This is a genomic window from Sphingobacterium sp. SRCM116780 (genome assembly GCF_021442025.1).
Taxonomy (GTDB): Bacteria; Bacteroidota; Bacteroidia; order Sphingobacteriales; family Sphingobacteriaceae; genus Sphingobacterium.
In genome coordinates this window covers 2,962,454-2,984,297 of record NZ_CP090446.1, presented here as the reverse complement: position 1 = coordinate 2,984,297, position 21,844 = coordinate 2,962,454, and the positions used below count along the sequence as shown (strand labels likewise).

The window sequence follows — 21,844 nt, the reverse complement described above, 5'->3', positions numbered from 1 at the left end:
TTTAATTTTTTTCGATTAATATCTTCAATTCTTTTCCGTCAATATCAATACTATCTCCGGCTGTTAGTGACTCTTCAAATCTCAATGAATCGGCTAGAATTTCGGTACAAATATAAGACAAATTTTTATTCGTTGCTTCCTCAATATCAGTATCTTTACTTACTTGAACTATGATGCGGTCTGTGACCTCAAAACCCTTATCTTTTCTAAGATTTTGGATACGATTAATCAGCTCACGAGACAAACCTTCTTGTTTTAATTCTTCTGATATATGAACATCTAAAGCAACGGTTAATTTGGCTAAATTAGCTACTTGCCATCCAGCAACGTCTTCTGCTATAATTTCTACATCATTTAATTGGATTGTATAGGCAGTATCAGCTAACATAAGTTCGCCATCCTGTTCCAACTGTGTTACTTCTTCGGTAGAAAGTGCATTGATCTTTGCAGATACTAACTTCATGTCCTTACCAACTTTCGAGCCAAGAGCTTTGAAGTTCGGCTTTATTTTTTTCTTAATAATGCCTGTAGTATCGGTAATGAATTGAATATCTTTGATATTCGTTTCTGAAAGTATTAAATCTTTTACCTTTTCTACGCGTTCTTGAAAACTATTATCTAAAACAGGAAGTAAGATTTTGTTTAGAGGTTGACGTACATTGATGCCCACTTTTTTGCGCAGTGAAAGTGTCAACGAAGAAATATCTTGCGCTAAAGCCATTCGCTCTTCTAAGTCTTTATCAACCAACTGTTCCTGATAAATTGGAAAATTAGCTAAATGTACAGACTCAAAAGTTTCTTTACCAGTCGCATTGTTTAGATCCAAATACAGTTGATCTGAAAAGAATGGAGAAATAGGAGACATCAATTTTGCTATCGTATCCAAACAGGTATATAAAGTTTGATAAGCTGAAATTTTGTCTTCTGAATATTCACCCTTCCAAAAGCGACGACGACAAAGACGAACATACCAGTTACTTAAATGCTCATCTACAAAATTTTGGATCGCACGAGCCGCTTTGGTCGGTTCAAAATCTGCGAAATATTCATCAACCTCTTTTGTTAAACTGTTCAATAATGAAATCACCCAACGATCGATTTCAGGACGTTTCTCTAAAGCAATATCTGCTTCAGCGTAACTGAATTTGTCAATGTTCGCATATAGTGCGAAGAATGCATACGTGTTATATAAAGTACCAAAAAATTTACGACGAACTTCGTCTAAACCTTCTACATTGAATTTTAAGTTGTCCCATGGAGATGCATTGCTGATCATATACCAACGAGTAGCATCAGCACTGTATTGATCTAAAGTTGCAAATGGATCAACACCATTACCAAGACGTTTAGACATTTTATTTCCATTCTTATCTAATACAAGTCCATTAGAAACAACATTTTTAAAAGCAACAGATTTCTGAAGCATGGTTGATATGGCATGTAATGTGAAGAACCAACCACGTGTTTGATCAACACCCTCAGCAATAAAATCAGCAGGGAAAGCTTCATTATAACCATTTTTAAATGGCAATGCTTCTCCTTTTGATAACTTGTCATAATCTAATCCCCATTGTGCATAAGGCATCGCTCCCGAATCAAACCAAACATCAATCAAGTCAGGCTCACGGAATAGTTTTTGACCGGCATCCGATACTAAAATAATATCGTCTACGTAAGGACGATGCAAGTCCAATTTCTCTGTCCCAAATTTATCTAAATAGGATTTGTTTGTTGCTTTTTCCTCTTCTGATAATACATTTGAAAGCAATGAAGCTTCCAATAAAGATTTCAGTTCAGGCATAGAGCCCACGCAGACTTCTTCATTTTCATCTTCCGAACGCCAAATTGGAAGAGGAGTTCCCCAATAACGAGAACGAGATAAGTTCCAGTCCACTAAGTTCTCTAACCAATTACCAAAACGTCCAGAACCTGTCGCTTCTGGTTTCCAGTTAATGGTTTTATTTAAGGAAACTAAATCATTCTTTACAGCTGTAGATTTGATAAACCAGCTATCCAAAGGATAGTATAAGACCGGTTTATCTGTACGCCAACAGTGTGGGTAAGTATGCTCATATTTTTTAACGTCAAATGCTTTATTATCTTCTTTCAATTTAATAGCAATAAGCACATCCGTTGGACGGAAATCTTTATCTGCTCGTTCTGCATCAGCATAATATTCTTCTTTGACAAAACGTCCAGCGAAGTCAGTTATTTCCTTGATGAAACGTCCGGTACGATCTACTGTAGGTATTTCTTTTCCGTTTTCATCTTTAACCAAAATTCCAGGTACTCCTTGTTCCTTAGCGACTCTAAAGTCATCTGCACCATAGGTTGGGGCAGCATGGACGATACCTGTACCATCTTCCGTAGTTACAAAATCACCAGGAATCACCCGAAAAGCTTTCTCCTGCAATTCATCCGAAGTGATATAAGGCATCAATTGCTGGTAGCGTAAACCAATAAGTTCCTCACCAGTAAATTCTGTATCGACTTCCCAAGGGATGATTTTATCTCCTAAAGTATAATCTTGAAAAGAAGCCTCTTTTCCTTCAGCTTTGAAATGTTTTAAAATTAAATCTTTAGCCAAGATCACGGAAACTGGAGTCCCTGTATACTGGTTGAAAGTTCTAATTTTAACATAGTTGATTTTTTTACCAACAACTAATGCGGTATTGGAAGGTAAAGTCCATGGGGTCGTTGTCCAAGCGATAAAGGCAACATCTTCAGATTCATCTTCTACCAATTTATCCATAGCAGGATGAAGCTGATCTTTGATCAATCTAAATTGAGCAACGATAGTGGTATCCTTTACATCCTTATACGTTCCTGGTTGATTCAATTCATGTGAACTCAATCCTGTACCAGCTGCTGGAGAATAGGGCTGTATAGTATAGCCTTTGTATAAGAGACCTTTTTTGTATAATTCCTTTAATAAATACCAAAGTGTCTCAATATATTCATTCTGATAGGTGATATAGGGATGTTCTAGATCTACCCAATAGCCCATTTTCGTCGTTAAGTCATTCCATACATCAGTGTACTTCATGACCTCTTTACGACAAGCATCATTGTATTCTTCAACCGATATCTTTTTACCAATATCCTCTTTTGTAATTCCAAGTGTTTTCTCTACTGCAAGTTCAATAGGAAGACCGTGCGTATCCCAGCCACCTTTTCGTTTTACCTGAAATCCCTTTAAAGTTTTATAACGACAGAAGATATCTTTGATTGTACGACCCATTACATGGTGAATACCAGGCATACCGTTAGCCGAAGGTGGTCCCTCATAAAACGTATAAGGCTTGCTTGCTGGACGGTTTGTGATACTTTTTTCGAATATTTTTTCCTGTTCCCAACGGGTCAATATTTCTTTGCCTATTTCTGGCAAATTAAGCTGCTTATATTCTTTATACATCAGTGTCTCGTATTCTTTTTCTAAAGGTCGCTAATTTAATCAATTAAGCTGAAAGCTGAAAGTGAAAAAATGAGCAGCCTTTTTAAGGTAAATGACTGTTAAATTAATCAATTTTTACTGAAAATCAATAATTATTTTTGAATGATTATTATGGCAGCTGTTATGAACGAACAAAGCCCAATATTATTGAAATATTGGGCTTTGTTTATATGTCTATTTGTTTAGTTTATGCTGAGAAAGAACTTCCGCAACCACAAGTACTGGAAGCATTTGGGTTGTTAAATGTAAATCCACGAGCATCTAAGCCATTTTTGAAATCAACTTCCATTCCTGCTAGATATAAACCATGTGCTTTATTCATAAAAACACGGATACCATCAATGCTATATTCGCTATCACCTTCTTTTTTTTGGTCGAAACCTAAAATATAGCTCATTCCAGAACAACCCCCGCCCTCAACACCAATACGCAATCCAAAATCGTCTGAAATCTCTTGTTGATCCTTCAGTTTTTTTAACTCCTTTATTGCTCCTTCAGTTAATGTTAAAGGTGCTTTCTCTGTTATCGTTTCTGTATTCATCGTGATAATATTTTAATCAACTTATACAAAATTACATATTTTTATACAAAGTTTTGATGGCTTCAGTTTTATGACACTGATCAAACATAGTGATAGAATAGGAGTGAGATAGATCAGTATAACAGATATTTATGTCGAGATGTATGAAGCTTTTTGATGACGCGAGAAACAAATCCTTAATTTGGGAAATTAAGATGACCCGTTGGGTATAATTATTTGAAGTAAAATAAATCGCCCAAACCAGGCAATGACGGGGATTAACTGGAGACCAAATTGGGACCAATTCCTACCTGTGAGCACAGTGAGAGCACGGTGCGTGCACCGTGAGTCCACCTTTTACTGTACTCACACGGCGCTCCCACCCTACAGGCAAGGTACTCACAGTCCAGAGTTGGTTCTAATTTGGTTTTAATTTGATCCCTGGGACATCTTTAACCGTTTATCGGGGTTGAGATGTTCATCCATAACACTTCGTCTATTCTTAAATAAAAGCGAAATCAGCTGAAAAGGTGGAAAAATCAAACAATTTAATTACACCCAACGAGTTAAGATATATTGAAACAATAATTAAATAAATCATAATAAAGAGGGGGTTTTTGTGATATTTTGCAATAAAAGAGCGCATTTGTGAAGCTCTTTTTAAGTATTATACTATATTTGTAGAATAAAATCATAATATTCATATTTTATACTATATTAAAACAATGGAAAGAGATCAAGCCATTTTCAATTTGATAGCTGATGAGCTTAAACGCCAAGAAGAGGGTATCGAATTAATTGCTTCAGAAAACTTCGTTTCTAAACAAGTTATGGAAGCTGCAGGTTCAGTTTTGACAAACAAATATGCTGAAGGCTTACCAGGAAAACGTTACTATGGTGGTTGCGAGGTTGTCGATGAAATTGAAACAATTGCTATTAATCGAGCTAAACAATTATTTGGTGCAGAATGGGTAAATGTACAACCACATTCTGGAGCGCAGGCAAATGCAGCTGTTTTCTTGGCTACAATAAAGCCAGGGGACAAAATTTTAGGACTTGATTTATCACATGGTGGTCACTTAACACATGGTTCTCCAGCAAATCTTTCAGGTAAAATCTACCAACCGTTGTTTTACGGTGTAAAAGAAGATACAGGTTTAATTGATTACGAACAATTAGAGGAAACAGCACTTCGTGAGAAACCAAAAATGATTATCTGTGGCGCTTCTGCCTACTCTCGTGATTGGGATTATGCCCGTATTCGTAAAGTAGCCGATGAAATCGGTGCTTTAGTTTTAGCAGATATTTCACACCCAGCAGGATTAATCGCTAGAGGGTTGTTAAATGATCCACTTCCTTATTGTCATATCGTGACAACGACCACACATAAAACACTTCGTGGACCTCGTGGTGGTATGATTATGGTTGGCAAAGATTTCGAAAATACTTGGGGAGTTAAAACTCCAAAGGGCGAAACACGTACCATCACACAATTATTAGATTTAGCTGTTTTCCCAGGTACGCAAGGTGGGCCTTTGGAACATACAATAGCAGCAAAAGCTATTGCCTATGGTGAGGCTCTTTCGGATGAATATATGGATTATATTGTTCAAGTAAAGAAAAACGCAGCTGCTTTAGCCCAATTCTTTGTTGAAAGAGATTACAAAATTATTTCTGGTGGTACAGACAATCACTTAATGTTGGTTGATTTACGAAATAAAGATATTTCAGGTAAAGAAGCAGAAGCTGTTTTGGGTAAAGCAGGTATCACTACAAATAAAAATATGGTTCCTTTTGATTCACGTTCTCCATTTGTAACTTCAGGTGTTCGTTTTGGTACAGCTGCGATTACTTCACGTGGTATCAAAGAAACAGAAATTATTCAAATTGGTGAATTGATTGATGCAGCAATTACAAATGCATCTAATGAGTCTGAGTTAGCTAACATCCATTCAAAAGTGAGAGAGATGATGGCAGCTTTCCCTCTTTATAAATAAAAATTTACATTTATCATACTGATAACTTACTGAGTGCCTCAATTTTAAATTGAGGCACTTTTTTTGTGCAAAGTGTTAAAAAGTCTTAAAAAATATTGTAATAATTTGATTACTGGATAATTTTTTCTTGCTTTGACTATACAAAAATTGATCACAAACTAAACGAACTACTATACGGAATACATTTACTTTTTTAAACAGGTGTTAATTAATTAATTTGGTAACTGCTAAAAATAGGTGAGGTATGAGTATTTTAAATAAGAAAACGGATCAAGAATTAATCCACATATATTTAAGTGGTAAAGAGTCAGCGTTAGCAGCTTTGTTAGAGCGTTATAAATCAAAAATATATACATCCATTTACATGAAAGTGAAAGATGAATATCTTGCTGAAGATATTTTTCAAGAAACTTTTATCAAAGTCATCAATACATTAAAAGGTGGAAAATACAATGATGAAGGTAAATTTTTACCTTGGGTGATGCGTATTGCACACAATATGATCATCGATCATTTCCGAAGAGAAAAAAGAGCCCCAAATATTGTGAATACAGAAGGGTTTGATATTTTCGATGTGCTAGAATTTAGCGATGAGAATGTGGAATCAAAGATGCTGAAAGAACAACGAGATATTGATTTGAAAAGAATGATTCAAAAATTACCAGACGATCAAAAAGAAGTGCTAATTATGAGACACTTTTGCGATATGAGTTTTAAAGATATTGCGGATATTACAGAAGTCAGCATCAATACTGCACTAGGTCGTATGCGCTATGCATTGACCAATCTAAGAAAAATGATTGAAGGAGAAAGTTTGATGTTACAGATTAATTAGAAAATCTTAATGATATTAAAAAAGGATGTACTTTTTAAAGTACATCCTTTTTTGTTTTTGACTTTTTATGCAATAATGGCATATTTCTGTTTGACTTTTTACTGTATTTTACCATCTTGAATCATTTAAGTGCTTTAGTAAGTGAAATTTTGTCCGATATAAGAGGATGGAATGTATTTTGATAATCATTAAGAAAAGAACGAAAGATTATGTATTGGATTTTATTTATAGGGATCATGGTTGTCAGCCTGATCGTACAAACCCGATTTAAAAATAAGTTTAAAAAATATTCAGAAATTCCTTTGACCAGTGGTCTTACAGGGGCTGAAGTAGCTCAAAAAATGCTTCATGATAATGGTATTTATGACGTAAATGTCGTTTCGATCCCAGATCGTTTGGGAGATCATTATAACCCAGCAGATAAGACCGTGAACTTAAGTCCTGAAGTATACAGTGGTAGGAGCATAGCTGCTGCAGCAGTTTCGGCACACGAGTGTGGTCATGCTGTCCAACATGCTACGGCTTACAAATGGTTGGGATTTAGATCTGCTATGGTTCCAATGGTTAACTTTGCTTCAAAACTAACTTCTTGGATCTTGATGTTAGGAGTTATGTTGATGGTGTTTTCTAAAATTTATATTTTACTGGCGATTGGTGTTGCGGCGTTAGCCATAACAACTATTTTTAGTTTTGTGACACTTCCTGTAGAATTCGATGCTTCTAATCGTGCTAAGGCATGGTTAAGTAATAATGGAGTAACCCATAGTGCAGCAGAGGATGAGGGCGTTAGAGATGCTTTAAAATGGGCAGCAATGACCTATGTAGTAGCGGCGTTAAGTGCATTGGTAACTTTATTGTATTATGCATCTATGTTATTTGGTAGAAGGAATTAATCGCTTTAATTCGCCATCAAATGAAAAAGGCAAGCATTTTATACATGTTTGCCTTTTTTTATGCTTTTAATGCTTGGAATTGAATTCTATATGCTTGAGCTTCCGACAATTTTTTTAACTTTGCTTTTTATATAGCATAGACTTACAATTATCATGTTTCAGAACTTACAGGATAAATTAGATAGAGCCTTTAAGGTTTTAAAAGGCCAAGGTAGTATTACCGAAATCAACGTTGCAGAAACGATGAAAGAAATTCGCAAGGCATTATTGGATGCCGATGTGAATTATAAAACTGCAAAAACATTTACAGACGATGTCAAACAAAAAGCTTTAGGACAAAATGTATTAACAAGCATTTCTCCAGGTCAATTGTTGACAAAAATCATGAGCGATGAGTTGACGGATTTAATGGGAGGTTCTGTTACAGAATTAGAGACTTCTAAAAATCCTACTGTTATATTGATTGCTGGTTTAAATGGTGCTGGTAAAACAACATTTTCAGGAAAACTAGCACTACATTTAAAAGATAAAAAAGGAAAAAAACCTTTATTGGTTGCAGGTGACGTTTACCGCCCTGCTGCGATAGATCAGTTGCAAGTATTAGGTGAACAAGTAGGTGTTCCTGTATATGTCGATCGCACTTCTACTGATCCTATTGCGATAGCAAAAGCTGGTGTTGAAGAGGCGAAAAGAAACGGAAATAATATTGTCATCATTGATACTGCAGGTCGTTTAGCCATTGATGAGCCATTGATGATAGAGATTACGGCAGTAAAAGAAGCGACACAACCACAGGAAATCCTTTTCGTGGTCGATTCAATGACTGGTCAAGATGCGGTAAACACGGCAAAGACGTTCAATGATCGTTTAGATTTCACAGGTGTTGTATTGACGAAATTAGATGGCGATACACGTGGTGGAGCTGCCTTGTCTATTAAATCTGTCGTTAATAAACCAATTAAGTTTATCGGTACTGGCGAGAAGATGGATGCATTAGATGTTTTCTATCCAGATCGTATGGCTTCTCGTATTTTAGGGATGGGTGATGTTGTTTCACTCGTTGAACGTGCGCAACAACAATTTGATGAGAAAGAGGCCGCTGAACTACAAAAAAAGATTCGTAAAAATAAATTTGACTTCAACGATTTCAAATCTCAAATCCAACAAATCAAAAAAATGGGTAACATGAAAGATTTGATGGGAATGATTCCCGGGGTGGGAAAAGCAATGAAAGATATTGAAGTTGATGATAATGCATTTAGACCTATTGAAGCGATTATTGATTCAATGACACCTTTCGAAAGAGAGAATCCTGATGCGATTGATCAAAAACGTCGTGTTCGTATTGCTAAGGGTTCAGGAACAGATATCAATGAAGTGAATAAGTTGATGAAACAATTTGGCGATATGCGCAAAGTCATGAAACAAATGTCAAATCCAGCTATGGCAGCAAAATTAATGAAGAATATGCCAAAGATGCCAGGAAAGTAAAATAGAAAATATAAAGTTTATACTAAAAAACACGTTAAAATTTTTAACGTGTTTTTTATTTGTATGTTGATTTCGATAAATATTGAGAATGTGATATTTCGCTTAATATTTTGTATTTATTTTTTGTATTTTGGACTAAGTTCTATTTGTAATAGAATTATTTTTTAACTTTGTAACACAATGGATGACCCCGGACAATTATCGGAATACGGAAAGATACTTATCATAATTTTGGTAGGGATATTTTTAGTTGCGATGACCATTATGGCAGGAAGAATGCTGTCTGTTAAAAAGCCAAATCCCCAGAAATTAAGTACATACGAGTGTGGAGAAGATGCTGTAGGCTCTTCTTGGATTCAATTTAATCCTCGATTTTATGTTATTGCACTTATATTTCTACTCTTTGATGTTGAATTAATCTTTATTTTTCCTTGGGCGACTGTATTTGGTCAAGCAGATTATATCGCAGCAGATGGAAGGTGGGGATGGTTTACGTTAATCGAAATGAGTTTGTTTGTTGGTATACTAATTTTGGGGTTGATATTTGTTTGGGTAAAAGGTGATCTAGAATGGGTAAAACCTTTAAATTACCGTCCATCTGTAGATGTTAAAATTCCTGCTACTGCCTACGATACTCTTAATGATGCAACTTATCAGGTGAGAGATTATAAACAATCCGTGCAAGTTGAAAAATCTGTTGATATAAAATCAGAAGAGTTATCGACTGCTCCTAAAATAGCCTTTAAACCAAGATTCAAAAAACCAGGTGCAACCTCATGAGTTTAGAAAGTCAAATACAAAATAATGGCGTTATTGTTGCTAAATTGGATGATTTGCTAAATTGGGCGCGCCTATCTTCTATGTGGCCGATAAGTTTTGGAATTGCTTGTTGTGCGATTGAGATGATGGGAGCTATGGCAGCTAACTATGACTTGGATCGATTGGGAGTGTTTCCACGACCTTCTCCCAGACAATCTGATGTGATGATTATCGCAGGAACAGTAACCTTTAAAATGGCCGATCGTATACGAAAATTGTATGAGCAAATGCCAGAACCCAAATACGTCATTTCAATGGGTTCATGTGCTAATTGTGGTGGCCCGTATTGGCAACATGGCTATCATGTAGTCAAAGGTGTAGATCAGGTAATTCCAGTGGATGTATATGTACAGGGATGCCCCCCTAGACCAGAAGCATTGATTGGTGCATTTTTAGAACTTCAAAAGAAAATTGAAAAAGAAAGTTTACTGGGAGAACAATTGTTTAACCAAAAAGCTTAATAGAATAGAAAAATAGACATGGGAAAAGATTTTTATGGTGATTTGCAATTAGGTGTTCTTGGCGGTGGTCAATTGGGCCGTATGTTGATTCAAGAGGCCATTAATTATAATGTTAATGTTCATATCCTTGATCCAGATAAGAATGCTCCTTGCCGTAAATTATGCAATCGTTTTGAATGTGGCTCTTTGAGTGATTTTGAAACCGTATACAATTTTGGAAAAGATCTTGATATGATTACGATTGAGATTGAAAAAGTAAATGTAGATGCGTTGGAAAAATTGGAAGAAGAGGGTGTACTTGTTTATCCACAATCGCGTATTATTCGCTTGATACAAGATAAGGGGTTGCAAAAACAATTTTTTAAACAAAATGACATTCCAACTTCAGCATTTCAATTGATCTCTACTAAAGAGCATCTTAAAAATGCAAATTTGACCATTCCTTACATCCAAAAACTACGTAAAGATGGCTATGATGGTAAAGGAGTGAAGAAGATAAATGTCATAGAAGATATCGAAACAGCATTTGATGAACCATCTTTGATAGAAGAATGGGTAGATTTTGAAAAAGAAATCGCTGTTATTGTTGCACGAAATGATGATGGTGATGTGGCTACCTTTCCTATGGTAGAAATGGAATTCAATCCAGATGCCAATTTAGTTGAGTTCTTGATTGCTCCATCGACGTATGGTTTCGATATTCAGCAAAGAGCAGAAGAACTTGCAAAGAAGATTGCAACCGATTTGCAAATTGTAGGATTATTAGCTGTTGAAATGTTCTTAACAAAAGAAGGTGATATACTGGTCAATGAATTAGCACCTCGTACACACAACAGTGGTCATCAAACCATAGAAGGAAATTATATCTCTCAATTTGCACAGCATTTGAGAGCAATATTTAACCTTCCTTTGGGCGATACACGCTGTCGTACGAATGCTGTGATGATTAATTTACTAGGAGAAGAAGGATATGAAGGTTTAGCAAAATATGAAGGCGTAGAGGAGATTTTAGCCATGGAGGGTGTATATGTTCACTTGTATGGGAAGAAGTTTACAAAACCTTTCCGTAAAATGGGACATGTATGTATCATCAATGACGATCGTGAATTGGCCATTCAAAATGCGAGAAAAGTACAAGAGATTTTGAAAGTAAAAGCTTAAAATATATGTCAACATTGAACCAAGCCTTAGTTGGAATTATTATGGGAAGCAAATCAGACTTACCTGTGATGCAAGATGCAGTCGATGTATTGAAAACATTAGGAGTGCCCTTTGAGGTAACTATTGTTTCGGCACATCGTACCCCACAAAGAATGTTTGATTATGCACAAGACGCTGCAGAGAGAGGGCTAAAAGTCATCATTGCGGGCGCTGGCGGCGCGGCCCATTTACCAGGAATGGTCGCATCCATTACACATTTACCTGTTATCGGAGTTCCTGTGAAATCTTCCAATTCGATTGATGGTTGGGATTCTGTCTTATCGATTTTACAAATGCCTAATGGTATTCCTGTAGCAACAGTAGCCTTGAATGCGGCTAAAAATGCAGGTATTCTTGCGGCACAGATTTTAGGTACGTACAATGCTGAAACAGCTAAAAATGTCATTGCATTTAAAGCTGACTTAGCTAAAAAAGTAATTGAAACTGCTGAAGAAGTAGAACAAATGACTTTCTAAGCAATCTTATCGATTAAAAAAAGGGCTATAGCCCTTTTTTTGTATCCTTATATTTTTGCCAATTTCTCTTGGACATAATCATAACTCTTTTTCAAACTTTCAAATTTGTTTGGTATGTAAATATCATCCTGTTCAACAAAAGCATATCGTAAACCAGCCTTATCTTTTGCTTGAGCAATAGAAATGAAATCAATATTTCCAGTACCTACTTCTGCATATTTTACCTCCTTTGAAATAGCTCTAAAATCTAATTTATCGAATTCAGGACCCACAATTGTTTTTGTAAAAGCTTTGTCCATATCTTTGATATGCCAGAACTTAAATCTGTTAGGAAATTTTTCAAATAAACTAACCGGATTGATCCCTGCTTTCTCCGCCCAATATAAATCCAATTCAAAATCAACCAAATCAGGTTCTGTAAATGCCAATAAAACCTCTTCACCTTTCGTTCCATTTCCTAAATCACGGAATTCCCAAAAATGATTATGAAAGGCGACCTTTAAACCATGTTTCTTCGCTTGCTCACCAGCCTTGTTCAATTGCTCTGCAATGTATAGAAAATCATCTTTCTTCAATGCAGAAATATCAAACATAGGAGATACTGGTGCAATGACATATTCTTGTCCTAACTCTTTAGCCGCATCAAAATAAAGAGTCAAATCCTCTTTATCCTGATAGTTTCGACTGAAATATTTGGACATATCATAATGGCCACTATGTGACTTCAATCCATTATCATCCAGAACCTTTTTTAAACCTTTATAATCTAATCCCCAGAAACGTTTTGTGGCAGTATCTATTCCAAATGTTTCCACATGCTTGTAACCAATTTTAGCAACTTTTTGTAACGAGTCAGTTGGGTTTACAGCCATCAGATCCCGAATAGAATACAGTTGAACACCTAAATTTGCAAAAGGAGAATCACTAACTGCTTTTCTGTTTTTACAAGAGATCAATTGAGGTAAAAAATAAGCGGCAGAAAGCCCTAGACCAGCTTTCTTAATAAATTGACGACGAGAATTATTCATGCTGTTTAGTTTCTTTAAGTTTAGTATAAAGATTAAGGTACAACTAATTTTAAATAAATCAATACATTTTAAATGAAAAAAGGAGGATGTAAACCTTTTTTTACATCCTCCTTTTTTAAATTCTTATCAAAAAAATTATACCGTCATGATATCTTTCTCTTTCAACTCCGCTAATTTATCGACCTTAGCAATAAATAAATCTGTTAGTTTTTGAACTTCAGCTTCGCCCACTTTGATTTCATCTTCTGAAGCACCATCATTTTTCAATTTTTTCAAAGATTCATTGGTCTCCTTACGGATGTTACGAACGACGATACGACCTTTTTCAGTTTCTTCTTTTGCTTTTCTAACTAAGTCACGTCTTCTCTCTTCTGTTAAAGCTGGAATAACTAAGCGGATCACAATACCATCATTTTGTGGATTGACACCAAGATTAGCATCTGTAATTGCTTTTTCAATAGCAGAGATTAATTGTTTTTCCCATGGTTGGATAACAATTGTACGTGCATCAGTTGTATTAATATTACTAACTTGAGACAATGCAGTTGGTGATCCATAATAATCTACAGAAATACCATCTAACATAGAGGGCGATGCTTTACCCGCACGAATTTTTGTTAACTCTGATTCTGTAAAAGAAACAGCTTTGGACATACTCTCCTTACAATCGTCCAATTCAAGTGAAATTAATTCATTCATATCTTAATATCGTTTTTATCTTTTTATGATTAGCGTACGACAGTACCCACGTGTTCGCCGTTTGCTAATTTTAACAAATTACCTGGTTTATTCATATCAAATACGATAATTGGCAAATTGTTCTCTTGACATAATGTAAATGCCGTCATATCCATAACATTTAGACCTCTTTCATATACTTCCGTAAATGAAATCTCATCAAAACGTGTTGCTGTAGGATCCTTCTCTGGATCAGCTGTATAGATACCATCTACACGAGTCCCTTTTAATACAGCATCTGCATTAATTTCGATTGCTCTTAATGATGCAGCAGTATCGGTTGTGAAATATGGATTACCTGTACCTGCACCGAAGATAACAATGCGACCCTTTTCTAGGTGACGAACAGCTCTTCTACGGATAAATGGTTCGCATATTTGCTCCATTTTAATCGCCGTTAATAAACGAGTTTTCAGTCCTACTTTTTCAAGCCCATCTTGAAGTGCCATACTGTTGATAACAGTTGCCAACATGCCCATATAGTCCGCTTGTACACGATCCATACCTGATTGCTCTGCACTTAAGCCTCTATAGATATTACCCCCACCAATAACAATAGCAATTTCTAGACCTTGTGTATGTAATTCTTTGATATCTTTAGCATACTGGGCAACTCTCTTGATATCAATGCCATAGCTTTGATCCCCCATTAAGGATTCTCCGCTAAGTTTTAATAGGATACGTTTATATTTCATAATTGTTTTTTTGGAAATTCTCCAAAGGCCAAAGATAAAATTTTTTTTTCATCCACTAAGGACGAAAGTTATATTTATTGTGATTTATTTACCTTTTCTATCACCTCTCTATAGTAATCTTCGTATTGAGGCATGATATTACTCAGTTGAAATGTTTTAGCATGTTCTAACGCTGCTTCTTTAAATTTTTCCAAACGATCAGAATCTTTTAAGATATAAATAGCATTTTTAGCCATTTCCTCCACATTTCCAATATCACTTAAGAAACCCGTCACACCATTGACATTTAATTCAGGAAGACCACCCGTATTGGTCGATATCACTGGAACTTTACAAGCCATAGCCTCTAAAGCTGCAAGACCAAAGCTCTCAGAACTGGAAGGCATTAAGAACAAATCTGAAACAGATAAGATTTCCTCTACAGCATCTTGTTTCCCTAAAAATCGAACATCTTGACACACCTCAAGCTCACGACATAGCTCTTCTGCATTGGTTCTCTCTGGACCATCCCCCACCATTAACAACTTACTTGGAATATGTTCATTTATTTTTTGAAAAATACGGATCACATCTCCTGTATTCTTTACTTTCCTAAAGTTTGATGTGTGAATTAATATACGTTCATTTCCAGGAGCAATTGCTTTTTTGAAATGAGATCGATCTTTAATGCTAAATCTTTCTAGATCAATAAAGTTTGGAATGACTTGAATAGCTCTTTTTATATCAAAATAACTAAGAGTTTGATCTTTTAGACTTTGAGAAACTGTCGTAACACCATCCGATTGATTAATCGAAAAAGTAACGACGGGACTAAAACTTTTATCTTTGCCAACTAACGTGATATCTGTTCCATGAAGTGTAGTCACAACTGGGATATTAATACCATAGGTTAATAAAATTTGTTTTGCCATGAATGCCGCAGAGGCATGGGGAATCGCATAATGAACATGGATAACATCTAACTTTTCAAAACGAACAACATCGACAAGTTTACTTGCTAAAGCCGATTCGTAAGGTAAGAAATCAAAAAGAGGATATTGTGAAACAGCTACTTCATGGTAAAAAAGATTCTCTGAAAAGAAATCTAATCTTGCCGGTTGTCGGTACGTGATGAAATGAACTTGGTGTCCATTGTTTGCTAAAGCCTTTCCTAGCTCTGTGGCAACTACACCACTACCACCAAATGTTGGGTAACATACGATACCTATTTTCATATTTCTAATTTCTTTTACTGCAAATTAAAGATTATTTTGGAAAAGGGTCTATCACACAAATGCAATAATTCTTTTTAATAACATAAAGTCCAATCAATGAGTTATTAATGAAAACCATTATCTTGTACCATATTTAACTAGCTAATATTGTATGAAAACTTTTGTAAGTAGTTTATCTGGTAAGACATTTCCCATGTCTAATAAGGTTTTGGTTTCTACATTAAGAGGTTCGATTTTTGATCTCATCAAACAAGATTTTCCAAATATTTCAAGAGCAGACTTACTATCATTGACTGAATTGGAAGCTTACAAAGAGAAGTATATGTCTGGTATATTAAAGACAGAACTGCGAGAATTGACTCGTCTAGATGAGTTGGTTTTAGATAGTCTAAAAAATAATGAAATCATTAGTGCTTCTCTTGATCAGGAAGATCATAAGGAATCATTTGGTTCTAAAATAGCGGATAAAGTAGCTGATTTTGGAGGAAGTTGGACGTTTATATTATCCTTTATTGGATTTTTGCTATGTTGGATTGCATTAAATATATTTTGGTTGGGTAATAAAGGATTTGATCCCTATCCATTTATTTTATTGAACCTCATATTATCTTGCGTAGCAGCATTACAAGCGCCAGTGATTATGATGAGTCAAAATAGACAAGAGGACAAAGATCGTAAGCGGGCTCAAAATGATTACATGGTTAATCTGAAAGCAGAATTGGAAATACGAACATTACATGAGAAAATCGATCACTTACTAATTCATAAAGAAGAAGAAATAGTGCAAATGCAACAATTTCAATTGGATGTGATGAAAAATCTAATTGAAAAAATAGAAAAATTGGAAAAGAATAAACATGATAAATAAAGATTTACTACTTAAAGAGTTAACATTTAAATTTGCACGCTCAGGTGGAGCAGGGGGACAGCACGTCAATAAAGTATCCTCTAAAGTTTTATTGCAGTGGTCGGTTTTGGCTTCTGCAACTTTTGACGATGATGAAAAAAATCTGATCATAGAACATTTGAATAACCGTATTAACAAAGACATGATCTTCCAGTTGGAATGTGACACCGATCGATCGCAATTGAAAAATAAAGAGATTGCTATTGAAAGATTCCTGCAGATCATAAAAACAACGCTGACACCTGTCAAACCACGAAAGAAAACTAAAGTACCCTATAGCAAGGTCTTGGATCGACTGGACCGTAAAGCAAAACTTGCAGACAAAAAAGCTAATCGTAGCTGGAAAATGGAATAAAATTTTTCGTTGAGATTATCTTCAATATTTGAATCGTTTCGACTTCTAAAACTATTGTAATAGTTATCCTTTTCCTCTCAAAATAATACATTATTACTTTTTTGTTTAAAGAATTCGGCTATAAAAAATGGTGTCAATGGAATTGTTGAAGTCGCTTTTGTTGTCGAAAAAGATGGTAGTTTATCTGATTTTAAAGTGAAAAAAGATCTGAACTATGGAACAGGAGAGGCTGCTGTTAATGTGTTAAAAAAATATCCTAAAAAATGGAATCCAGGTGTGCAAAATGGAAGAAATGTACGAGTAGCTTATACCATGCCGATACGATTAAATACAGTTAAATAGAGAAAGATCGTTTATCGTCTTGTAAATGCTGGACAATCCTATGGGTCATTTGTGGTTTGTAAAAGAAATTACCCTGTTGAATTGACCGGTTTACATCATCATACGATTTGGAAAGATGAGATTTTGGTTGAAGGTGATTTACCCAATTAATATCAAAGCCTTGAATTAAGATTCCAAGGCCTTGATATAATTTTTTAAGCGTTGCAACTCGTCTTGTAGATGTTCTACTTTATGAATGAGATGGTTGGCAACTTCTATTCCAGCGGGATTGACATCTAAGTCATAATACCAATTGGCAAATCTTTCCAAATCTCTCAATTGTTCTTCTTCAATGTATTTTTCCTCTTGCTGTACGATAATATGTAATAGGCCATATTCATTTAATGTCTCTATAAAAGTGATCTCTACTTTTCTGGAATTACAATAATCCGTTAATCTAATTAAGGTTGTTTCCATCTTTTTTATTTTTTTAAATCAGCTAATTGTTTGAATAGATCTTTTTCTTTATCAGATAGATTGGTTGGAATCTTAATATTCATACTGACATATAAATCCCCGAATTCCCCTTCTTTTTTATATATCGGGAATCCTTTCCCTTTGAGCCTTACTTTTGTATTGTTTTGCGTTTCTGGTTTGATTTTAAGTTTTATCTTTCCTCCATAAGTATCAATTACTGCTTCCCCACCCAAAATTGCGGTATATAAGTTGATATCTAAAGAACTGTATAAATCATTACCTTGTCTTTTGAATTTAGGATCTGGCTGGATATGAAAAGTAATATATAAATCTCCTTTAGGACCTCCATTAACGCCATCGCTTCCAAGACCTTTAAGCTTTATTTTTTGACCATCTTCTACACCTGCATTGATGGTGATCCGTATATTTTTACCGTTTATAGTAAATGTCTGGGAGTGCGTTATATAAGCCTGTTGCTGTGTTAGTTCCAGTTCTGCATTGAAGTCCTGTCCACGAAAATTGCTCTGTCTTCCACCTCCAGTACGGCTTCCGAACATCTGTTCAAAGAAATCCGAAAACTGACCGTCATCAAAATTTCCCGAATAGCTTTGTGATCCACCAAATGGATTTCCTCCAGATTGGCGATGCTGTTGCTGCGCTTTTTCATACTCCTCTCCATGTTGCCAATTTTCACCATATTGATCATATTTCTTCCGTTTATCAGGATCTGAAAGCACCTCATTCGCTTCGTTTATCTCCTGAAACTTCTGCTTCGCTGCTTCATCACTGGGATTCAGATCAGGATGATATTTTCGAGCTAATTTGCGATATGCTTTTTTTACATCATCAGAAGATGCTGTTTTGTTAATGCCAAGTACTTGATAGTAATCTACAAATGCCATATTAAATTTAATTTCTACAGTCTCAACAATCAATAAGCCTGTTTTGTTTATTTTTTCAGTGTCGTAATCTTGAATTTATAAATGTATCCAAGCAAAAAGTATTGCCGAAGGGTAATGGAATCGTGGTAATAAGTTGTATTTCCATAGGTACCCCAGTAATTTTGGGTATTCTGATTTAAAATATCAAAACCAGTTAACTTGATTTGAGAATTATTCTTTAATGTATAGTAGAGAGACGAATTTAAGATATGGTAATTTTGTCTTTCACTTAAGCCACTTGCTCTATTTTCTAAGGAATAAGAAGTTTCTAAAGAGAATCCTTTTATCGGATTGATATTTAATCCAGCACCGATTTTATGTGTTTCATAAGAACTTTCAATAAAATTGGGATTGTTTTGTACAGAATTCATGGCTTTGTTCCAACTATATTCATATTTAGGTGAAAATCCGATCAGGTTTTTCCAAGTAACAGAAAATTCTTGTTTCAAATTTATTCCCAGATTACTTAATTTATTATCAACATCATTGATAGAAGCATATCGTTCGTAAGTATATAAGCTGCTATTTTGAGAAATGTAAAAAGTCCAATCTTTGCCAGATTTGAAATTATACCGACCATAGAAGTATATACTATGATTCGTCGTAGATCCTGCTTGAAAAGATTGTATCGTGTAACGACCTGTGGTCACATCTCTCCAACTTTTAGAACCTTCACTTTTATCTTTATAATTTAAGTCGGCATAGAAACCAATTTGATAGTTTTGTGCATATTTATTAAAGGAGAATCGGGCCCTTTGGTTTTGAACATTCTGATAAAAAAATGAGGATAGCCTTGTCATCAATGGATTTAAGTCATCCGTTACCGTTTGCATTCTGGATGTGGTGGGCGAAGCAAGATCCTTTGACCATGACAATTCAAATTCTTGAAAACGAATATTAATATTGGGTAACCAATAACCATTTGAAGTTGTTTTATGTTCATCTATTTTATATAAATCGAACTGGTTATCCTTAAGGGCATATGCTGTACCAAAATTGATTGCTAAATTTTTTATTGGCTTCCAAAAGAATTTTATCCCTGAAATATATTCTTGTGAATCATAACTATAGTTGTTCTCATATTGCTCTCCATGAACAGCTCCTGTGCTGTCACGATTGAAGTATATGGTTTCGAAAGGAGTGTTTTTCGATGAATTATAAGCAACATAGAAATCGAAATTTAATTTTTCGATGCTTCTATTATTATATCCTACATTTAGATTTATAGTGCTCGATTTTTCATTTTCCACTTTATTTTCCCATAAACTGGAATTAGGTATTGGATTTTGATAGATATTTGAAATTTGATTATTCGTTTCTTCACTCTTGTTTTTATTGATACTTATATTATTTCGTAAAGAAATAATATGGTTTTTATTCCATTGTTTTTCTATATAGAAACTATGTGAATAATCTAAACTAAATTTATTTGACAGATTCGTGCTCGTGTTATTATTTAAGGGTTTATCGATTGTGTATGTTTTCATCCAACTATTACTTTTACCATCTCCATTTGAAATATTCAAGTTGGGAGTAAACTCTAGATAAGCTGTTGTATCCATACGATGTCTAAAGAGTGTTTTAATATTGTGCGCAACAGACTTATTATGGGTGTTATATATATTTTCATTAAATTGTTCTATACTATCGTATAGAGCTGATTGATTACCTGTATTGCTATTTTCATCTTTCTTATATTTTAGCATATACATCACATTTAATTTGGTTTTCTGTCCCCAATCATTATTGAGGTTAAATCCAGCGGCCATATCATTAGCTTTACCTCCGTAGTTTCTACCTCCAAAATCATTGAAACCATAGTTTTCTGCTCTTCCCAGTCCAGCATGTTGACTCAGTTCATTATAGTCAAAACTTTCACGATTGATATTATTTCCAAATCCAATAAAACTTAATTGTAACGTATCACGAAAGCTATTTACTAAACCTCCTGCCTCGTACCGATCTCGCGTACCAACACTCCCATATAATTTTCCAAAACTCGCTTTTAGAAAATCTTTCTTAAATTTTAGGTTGATGGTGATGGGTAGTTTTTCCTCATCTTCTACGATTTTTTTTGATTCTCCTTTGTCGCGATACACTTGTACAGTCTTAATCAATGAAGCATCTAAATTACGAGTTGCAATTCGGAGATCACTTGCGAAAAAATCTTTCCCATTCACTTTAACTTGTGATACTTCTTTTCCTTCATAATAAATAGTACCATCCATATTGATTTGTAATCCAGGAAGTTGTTTTAAGAGTTCTTCTGCATTCGCATTTGGTCTTGTTTTAAAATAATCGGTATTGTATTCTAACGTATCTTTATTCATTCGGACAGGAGGGGCAATAGCAATCACGACTTCATCCAGTTGTTTTCCTTCCATAAGAATGCTGTCTATTTGCCTCTTTTCATCAGGAGCAAGTCGGATTATCTGATGAAAATTGTCACTATTAATATGTGAGATATATAAGATTAAATCTTTATTTGTAGGAAGCTTAACAAGGCTAAATTCTCCTTTTTCATTTGTTAGCGCGTATAATAGGAGAGAGGAGTCTTGTTTCACCAGAATAGAGACAGTCGCCTTTTCTAATGGTTTATGATACGAATCAAGAACAGTTCCTTTTAAACTTCCAGTATTTTGTGAAAAAGCAAAATTTATACATAATGAGAAAATAGCTAATAAATATAGCTTCATAATTTAATGAGTTAAGGTTGGTTGAATACAGATGCAAAATAATTAAATTAATGACTGCTGAGCTATTAATTAACATTTTTAACAAATTCGTTACTTTCTATTTATTAGTTTTAATAAATTGAATTCTATTCATTTTTCCTCCGCTTGATCGATAAGATGGCTAATTGACATTGTCTTAATGATGGGATTGATGAAAACATAACGAAAAACAAGTATTTGATATGCAATAGAGGAAAGCTATATAGTTACAGATATGAGATGATTATATCAAGAGCAGGTATAAAAAAGGGGCTTTCAATATATTGAAAGCCCCTTTTTTAATTATT

Annotated in this window: 20 protein-coding genes; 11 read left to right on the top strand and 9 right to left on the bottom strand. The window is 34.7% G+C overall.

What is annotated here, in order from left to right; genetic code table 11:
* Position 1: 1 nt before the first annotated feature.
* Together ileS and LZQ00_RS12840 are read right to left on the bottom strand one after the other, a co-directional pair.
* Positions 2-3,415: an isoleucine--tRNA ligase gene (gene ileS / locus LZQ00_RS12845; RefSeq protein WP_234509684.1), complete on the bottom strand. Its 3,414-nt coding sequence runs from the start codon at positions 3,413-3,415 to the stop codon at positions 2-4.
* Between the two features lie 226 nt (positions 3,416-3,641).
* Positions 3,642-3,995, bottom strand: coding sequence for a HesB/IscA family protein (locus tag LZQ00_RS12840; RefSeq protein WP_234509683.1), 354 nt, complete (start codon positions 3,993-3,995; stop codon positions 3,642-3,644).
* 704 nt (positions 3,996-4,699) lie between these two features.
* Between LZQ00_RS12840 and glyA the strand changes: the two genes are divergently transcribed.
* The 8 genes from glyA to purE all read left to right on the top strand — a co-directional run bounded on the left by glyA (position 4,700) and on the right by purE (position 12,146).
* Positions 4,700-5,971, top strand: coding sequence for a serine hydroxymethyltransferase (glyA, locus tag LZQ00_RS12835; protein ID WP_234509682.1), 1,272 nt, complete (start codon positions 4,700-4,702; stop codon positions 5,969-5,971).
* Between the two features lie 244 nt (positions 5,972-6,215).
* Positions 6,216-6,806, top strand: a complete 591-nt coding sequence (locus LZQ00_RS12830; protein WP_234509681.1) for an RNA polymerase sigma factor — start codon at positions 6,216-6,218, stop codon at positions 6,804-6,806.
* Positions 6,807-7,015: 209 nt separating this feature from the next.
* On the top strand, positions 7,016-7,699 hold the full coding sequence (locus tag LZQ00_RS12825) for a zinc metallopeptidase (RefSeq protein WP_234509680.1): 684 nt from the start codon (positions 7,016-7,018) through the stop codon (positions 7,697-7,699).
* Between the two features lie 153 nt (positions 7,700-7,852).
* Positions 7,853-9,190: a signal recognition particle protein gene (ffh, locus tag LZQ00_RS12820; protein WP_234509679.1), complete on the top strand. Its 1,338-nt coding sequence runs from the start codon at positions 7,853-7,855 to the stop codon at positions 9,188-9,190.
* 180 nt (positions 9,191-9,370) lie between these two features.
* Entirely contained in the window at positions 9,371-9,970 is a 600-nt protein-coding gene (locus LZQ00_RS12815) for an NADH-quinone oxidoreductase subunit A (RefSeq protein WP_234509678.1), read from the top strand.
* Positions 9,967-10,470: an NADH-quinone oxidoreductase subunit B gene (locus LZQ00_RS12810; RefSeq protein WP_234509677.1), complete on the top strand. Its 504-nt coding sequence runs from the start codon at positions 9,967-9,969 to the stop codon at positions 10,468-10,470. The genes LZQ00_RS12815 and LZQ00_RS12810 overlap by 4 nt, the downstream gene beginning before the upstream one ends.
* Positions 10,471-10,488: 18 nt before the next feature.
* On the top strand, positions 10,489-11,631 hold the full coding sequence (locus tag LZQ00_RS12805; RefSeq protein WP_234509676.1) for a 5-(carboxyamino)imidazole ribonucleotide synthase: 1,143 nt from the start codon (positions 10,489-10,491) through the stop codon (positions 11,629-11,631).
* Between the two features lie 5 nt (positions 11,632-11,636).
* Entirely contained in the window at positions 11,637-12,146 is a 510-nt protein-coding gene (gene purE / locus LZQ00_RS12800) for a 5-(carboxyamino)imidazole ribonucleotide mutase (RefSeq protein WP_234509675.1), read from the top strand.
* Positions 12,147-12,193: 47 nt separating this feature from the next.
* Here the strand turns inward: purE and LZQ00_RS12795 are convergent, their stop codons facing one another.
* The 4 genes from LZQ00_RS12795 to bshA form a co-directional block, all read right to left on the bottom strand.
* Positions 12,194-13,174: a sugar phosphate isomerase/epimerase family protein gene (locus LZQ00_RS12795; protein WP_234509674.1), complete on the bottom strand. Its 981-nt coding sequence runs from the start codon at positions 13,172-13,174 to the stop codon at positions 12,194-12,196.
* Positions 13,175-13,309: 135 nt separating this feature from the next.
* Entirely contained in the window at positions 13,310-13,873 is a 564-nt protein-coding gene (gene frr, locus LZQ00_RS12790) for a ribosome recycling factor (RefSeq protein WP_234509673.1), read from the bottom strand.
* Between the two features lie 29 nt (positions 13,874-13,902).
* Positions 13,903-14,607, bottom strand: coding sequence for a UMP kinase (pyrH, locus tag LZQ00_RS12785; RefSeq protein ID WP_234509672.1), 705 nt, complete (start codon positions 14,605-14,607; stop codon positions 13,903-13,905).
* Positions 14,608-14,681: 74 nt separating this feature from the next.
* On the bottom strand, positions 14,682-15,821 hold the full coding sequence (gene bshA / locus LZQ00_RS12780) for an N-acetyl-alpha-D-glucosaminyl L-malate synthase BshA (protein WP_234509671.1): 1,140 nt from the start codon (positions 15,819-15,821) through the stop codon (positions 14,682-14,684).
* Positions 15,822-15,972: 151 nt separating this feature from the next.
* On the opposite strand from bshA, the gene LZQ00_RS12775 reads away from it, so the two are divergent.
* The 3 genes from LZQ00_RS12775 (at position 15,973) to LZQ00_RS12765 (ending at position 17,425) form a co-directional block, all read left to right on the top strand.
* The gene (locus LZQ00_RS12775; protein WP_234509670.1) at positions 15,973-16,689 is read left to right on the top strand and encodes a DUF1003 domain-containing protein; all 717 of its coding nucleotides are present in this window, start codon (positions 15,973-15,975) and stop codon (positions 16,687-16,689) included.
* Positions 16,679-17,083 carry an alternative ribosome rescue aminoacyl-tRNA hydrolase ArfB gene (gene arfB / locus LZQ00_RS12770; RefSeq protein WP_234509669.1) on the top strand — a complete coding sequence of 135 codons (405 nt, stop codon included), beginning with the start codon at positions 16,679-16,681 and terminating at the stop codon, positions 17,081-17,083. Before LZQ00_RS12775 ends, arfB begins: the two co-directional genes overlap by 11 nt.
* A gap of 120 nt (positions 17,084-17,203) precedes the next feature.
* Positions 17,204-17,425: an energy transducer TonB gene (locus tag LZQ00_RS12765; protein WP_262910936.1), complete on the top strand. Its 222-nt coding sequence runs from the start codon at positions 17,204-17,206 to the stop codon at positions 17,423-17,425.
* Between the two features lie 165 nt (positions 17,426-17,590).
* Here the strand turns inward: LZQ00_RS12765 and LZQ00_RS12760 are convergent, their stop codons facing one another.
* Genes LZQ00_RS12760 through LZQ00_RS12750 form a run of 3 tightly spaced genes read right to left on the bottom strand, consistent with a single transcriptional unit; the run spans position 17,591 to position 21,518 of the window.
* On the bottom strand, positions 17,591-17,881 hold the full coding sequence (locus tag LZQ00_RS12760; protein WP_234509668.1) for a chaperone modulator CbpM: 291 nt from the start codon (positions 17,879-17,881) through the stop codon (positions 17,591-17,593).
* Between the two features lie 5 nt (positions 17,882-17,886).
* Entirely contained in the window at positions 17,887-18,783 is an 897-nt protein-coding gene (locus LZQ00_RS12755; protein ID WP_234509667.1) for a DnaJ C-terminal domain-containing protein, read from the bottom strand.
* 47 nt (positions 18,784-18,830) lie between these two features.
* Positions 18,831-21,518, bottom strand: a complete 2,688-nt coding sequence (locus tag LZQ00_RS12750; protein WP_234509666.1) for a carboxypeptidase-like regulatory domain-containing protein — start codon at positions 21,516-21,518, stop codon at positions 18,831-18,833.
* Between the last annotated feature and the right edge of the window lie 326 nt (positions 21,519-21,844).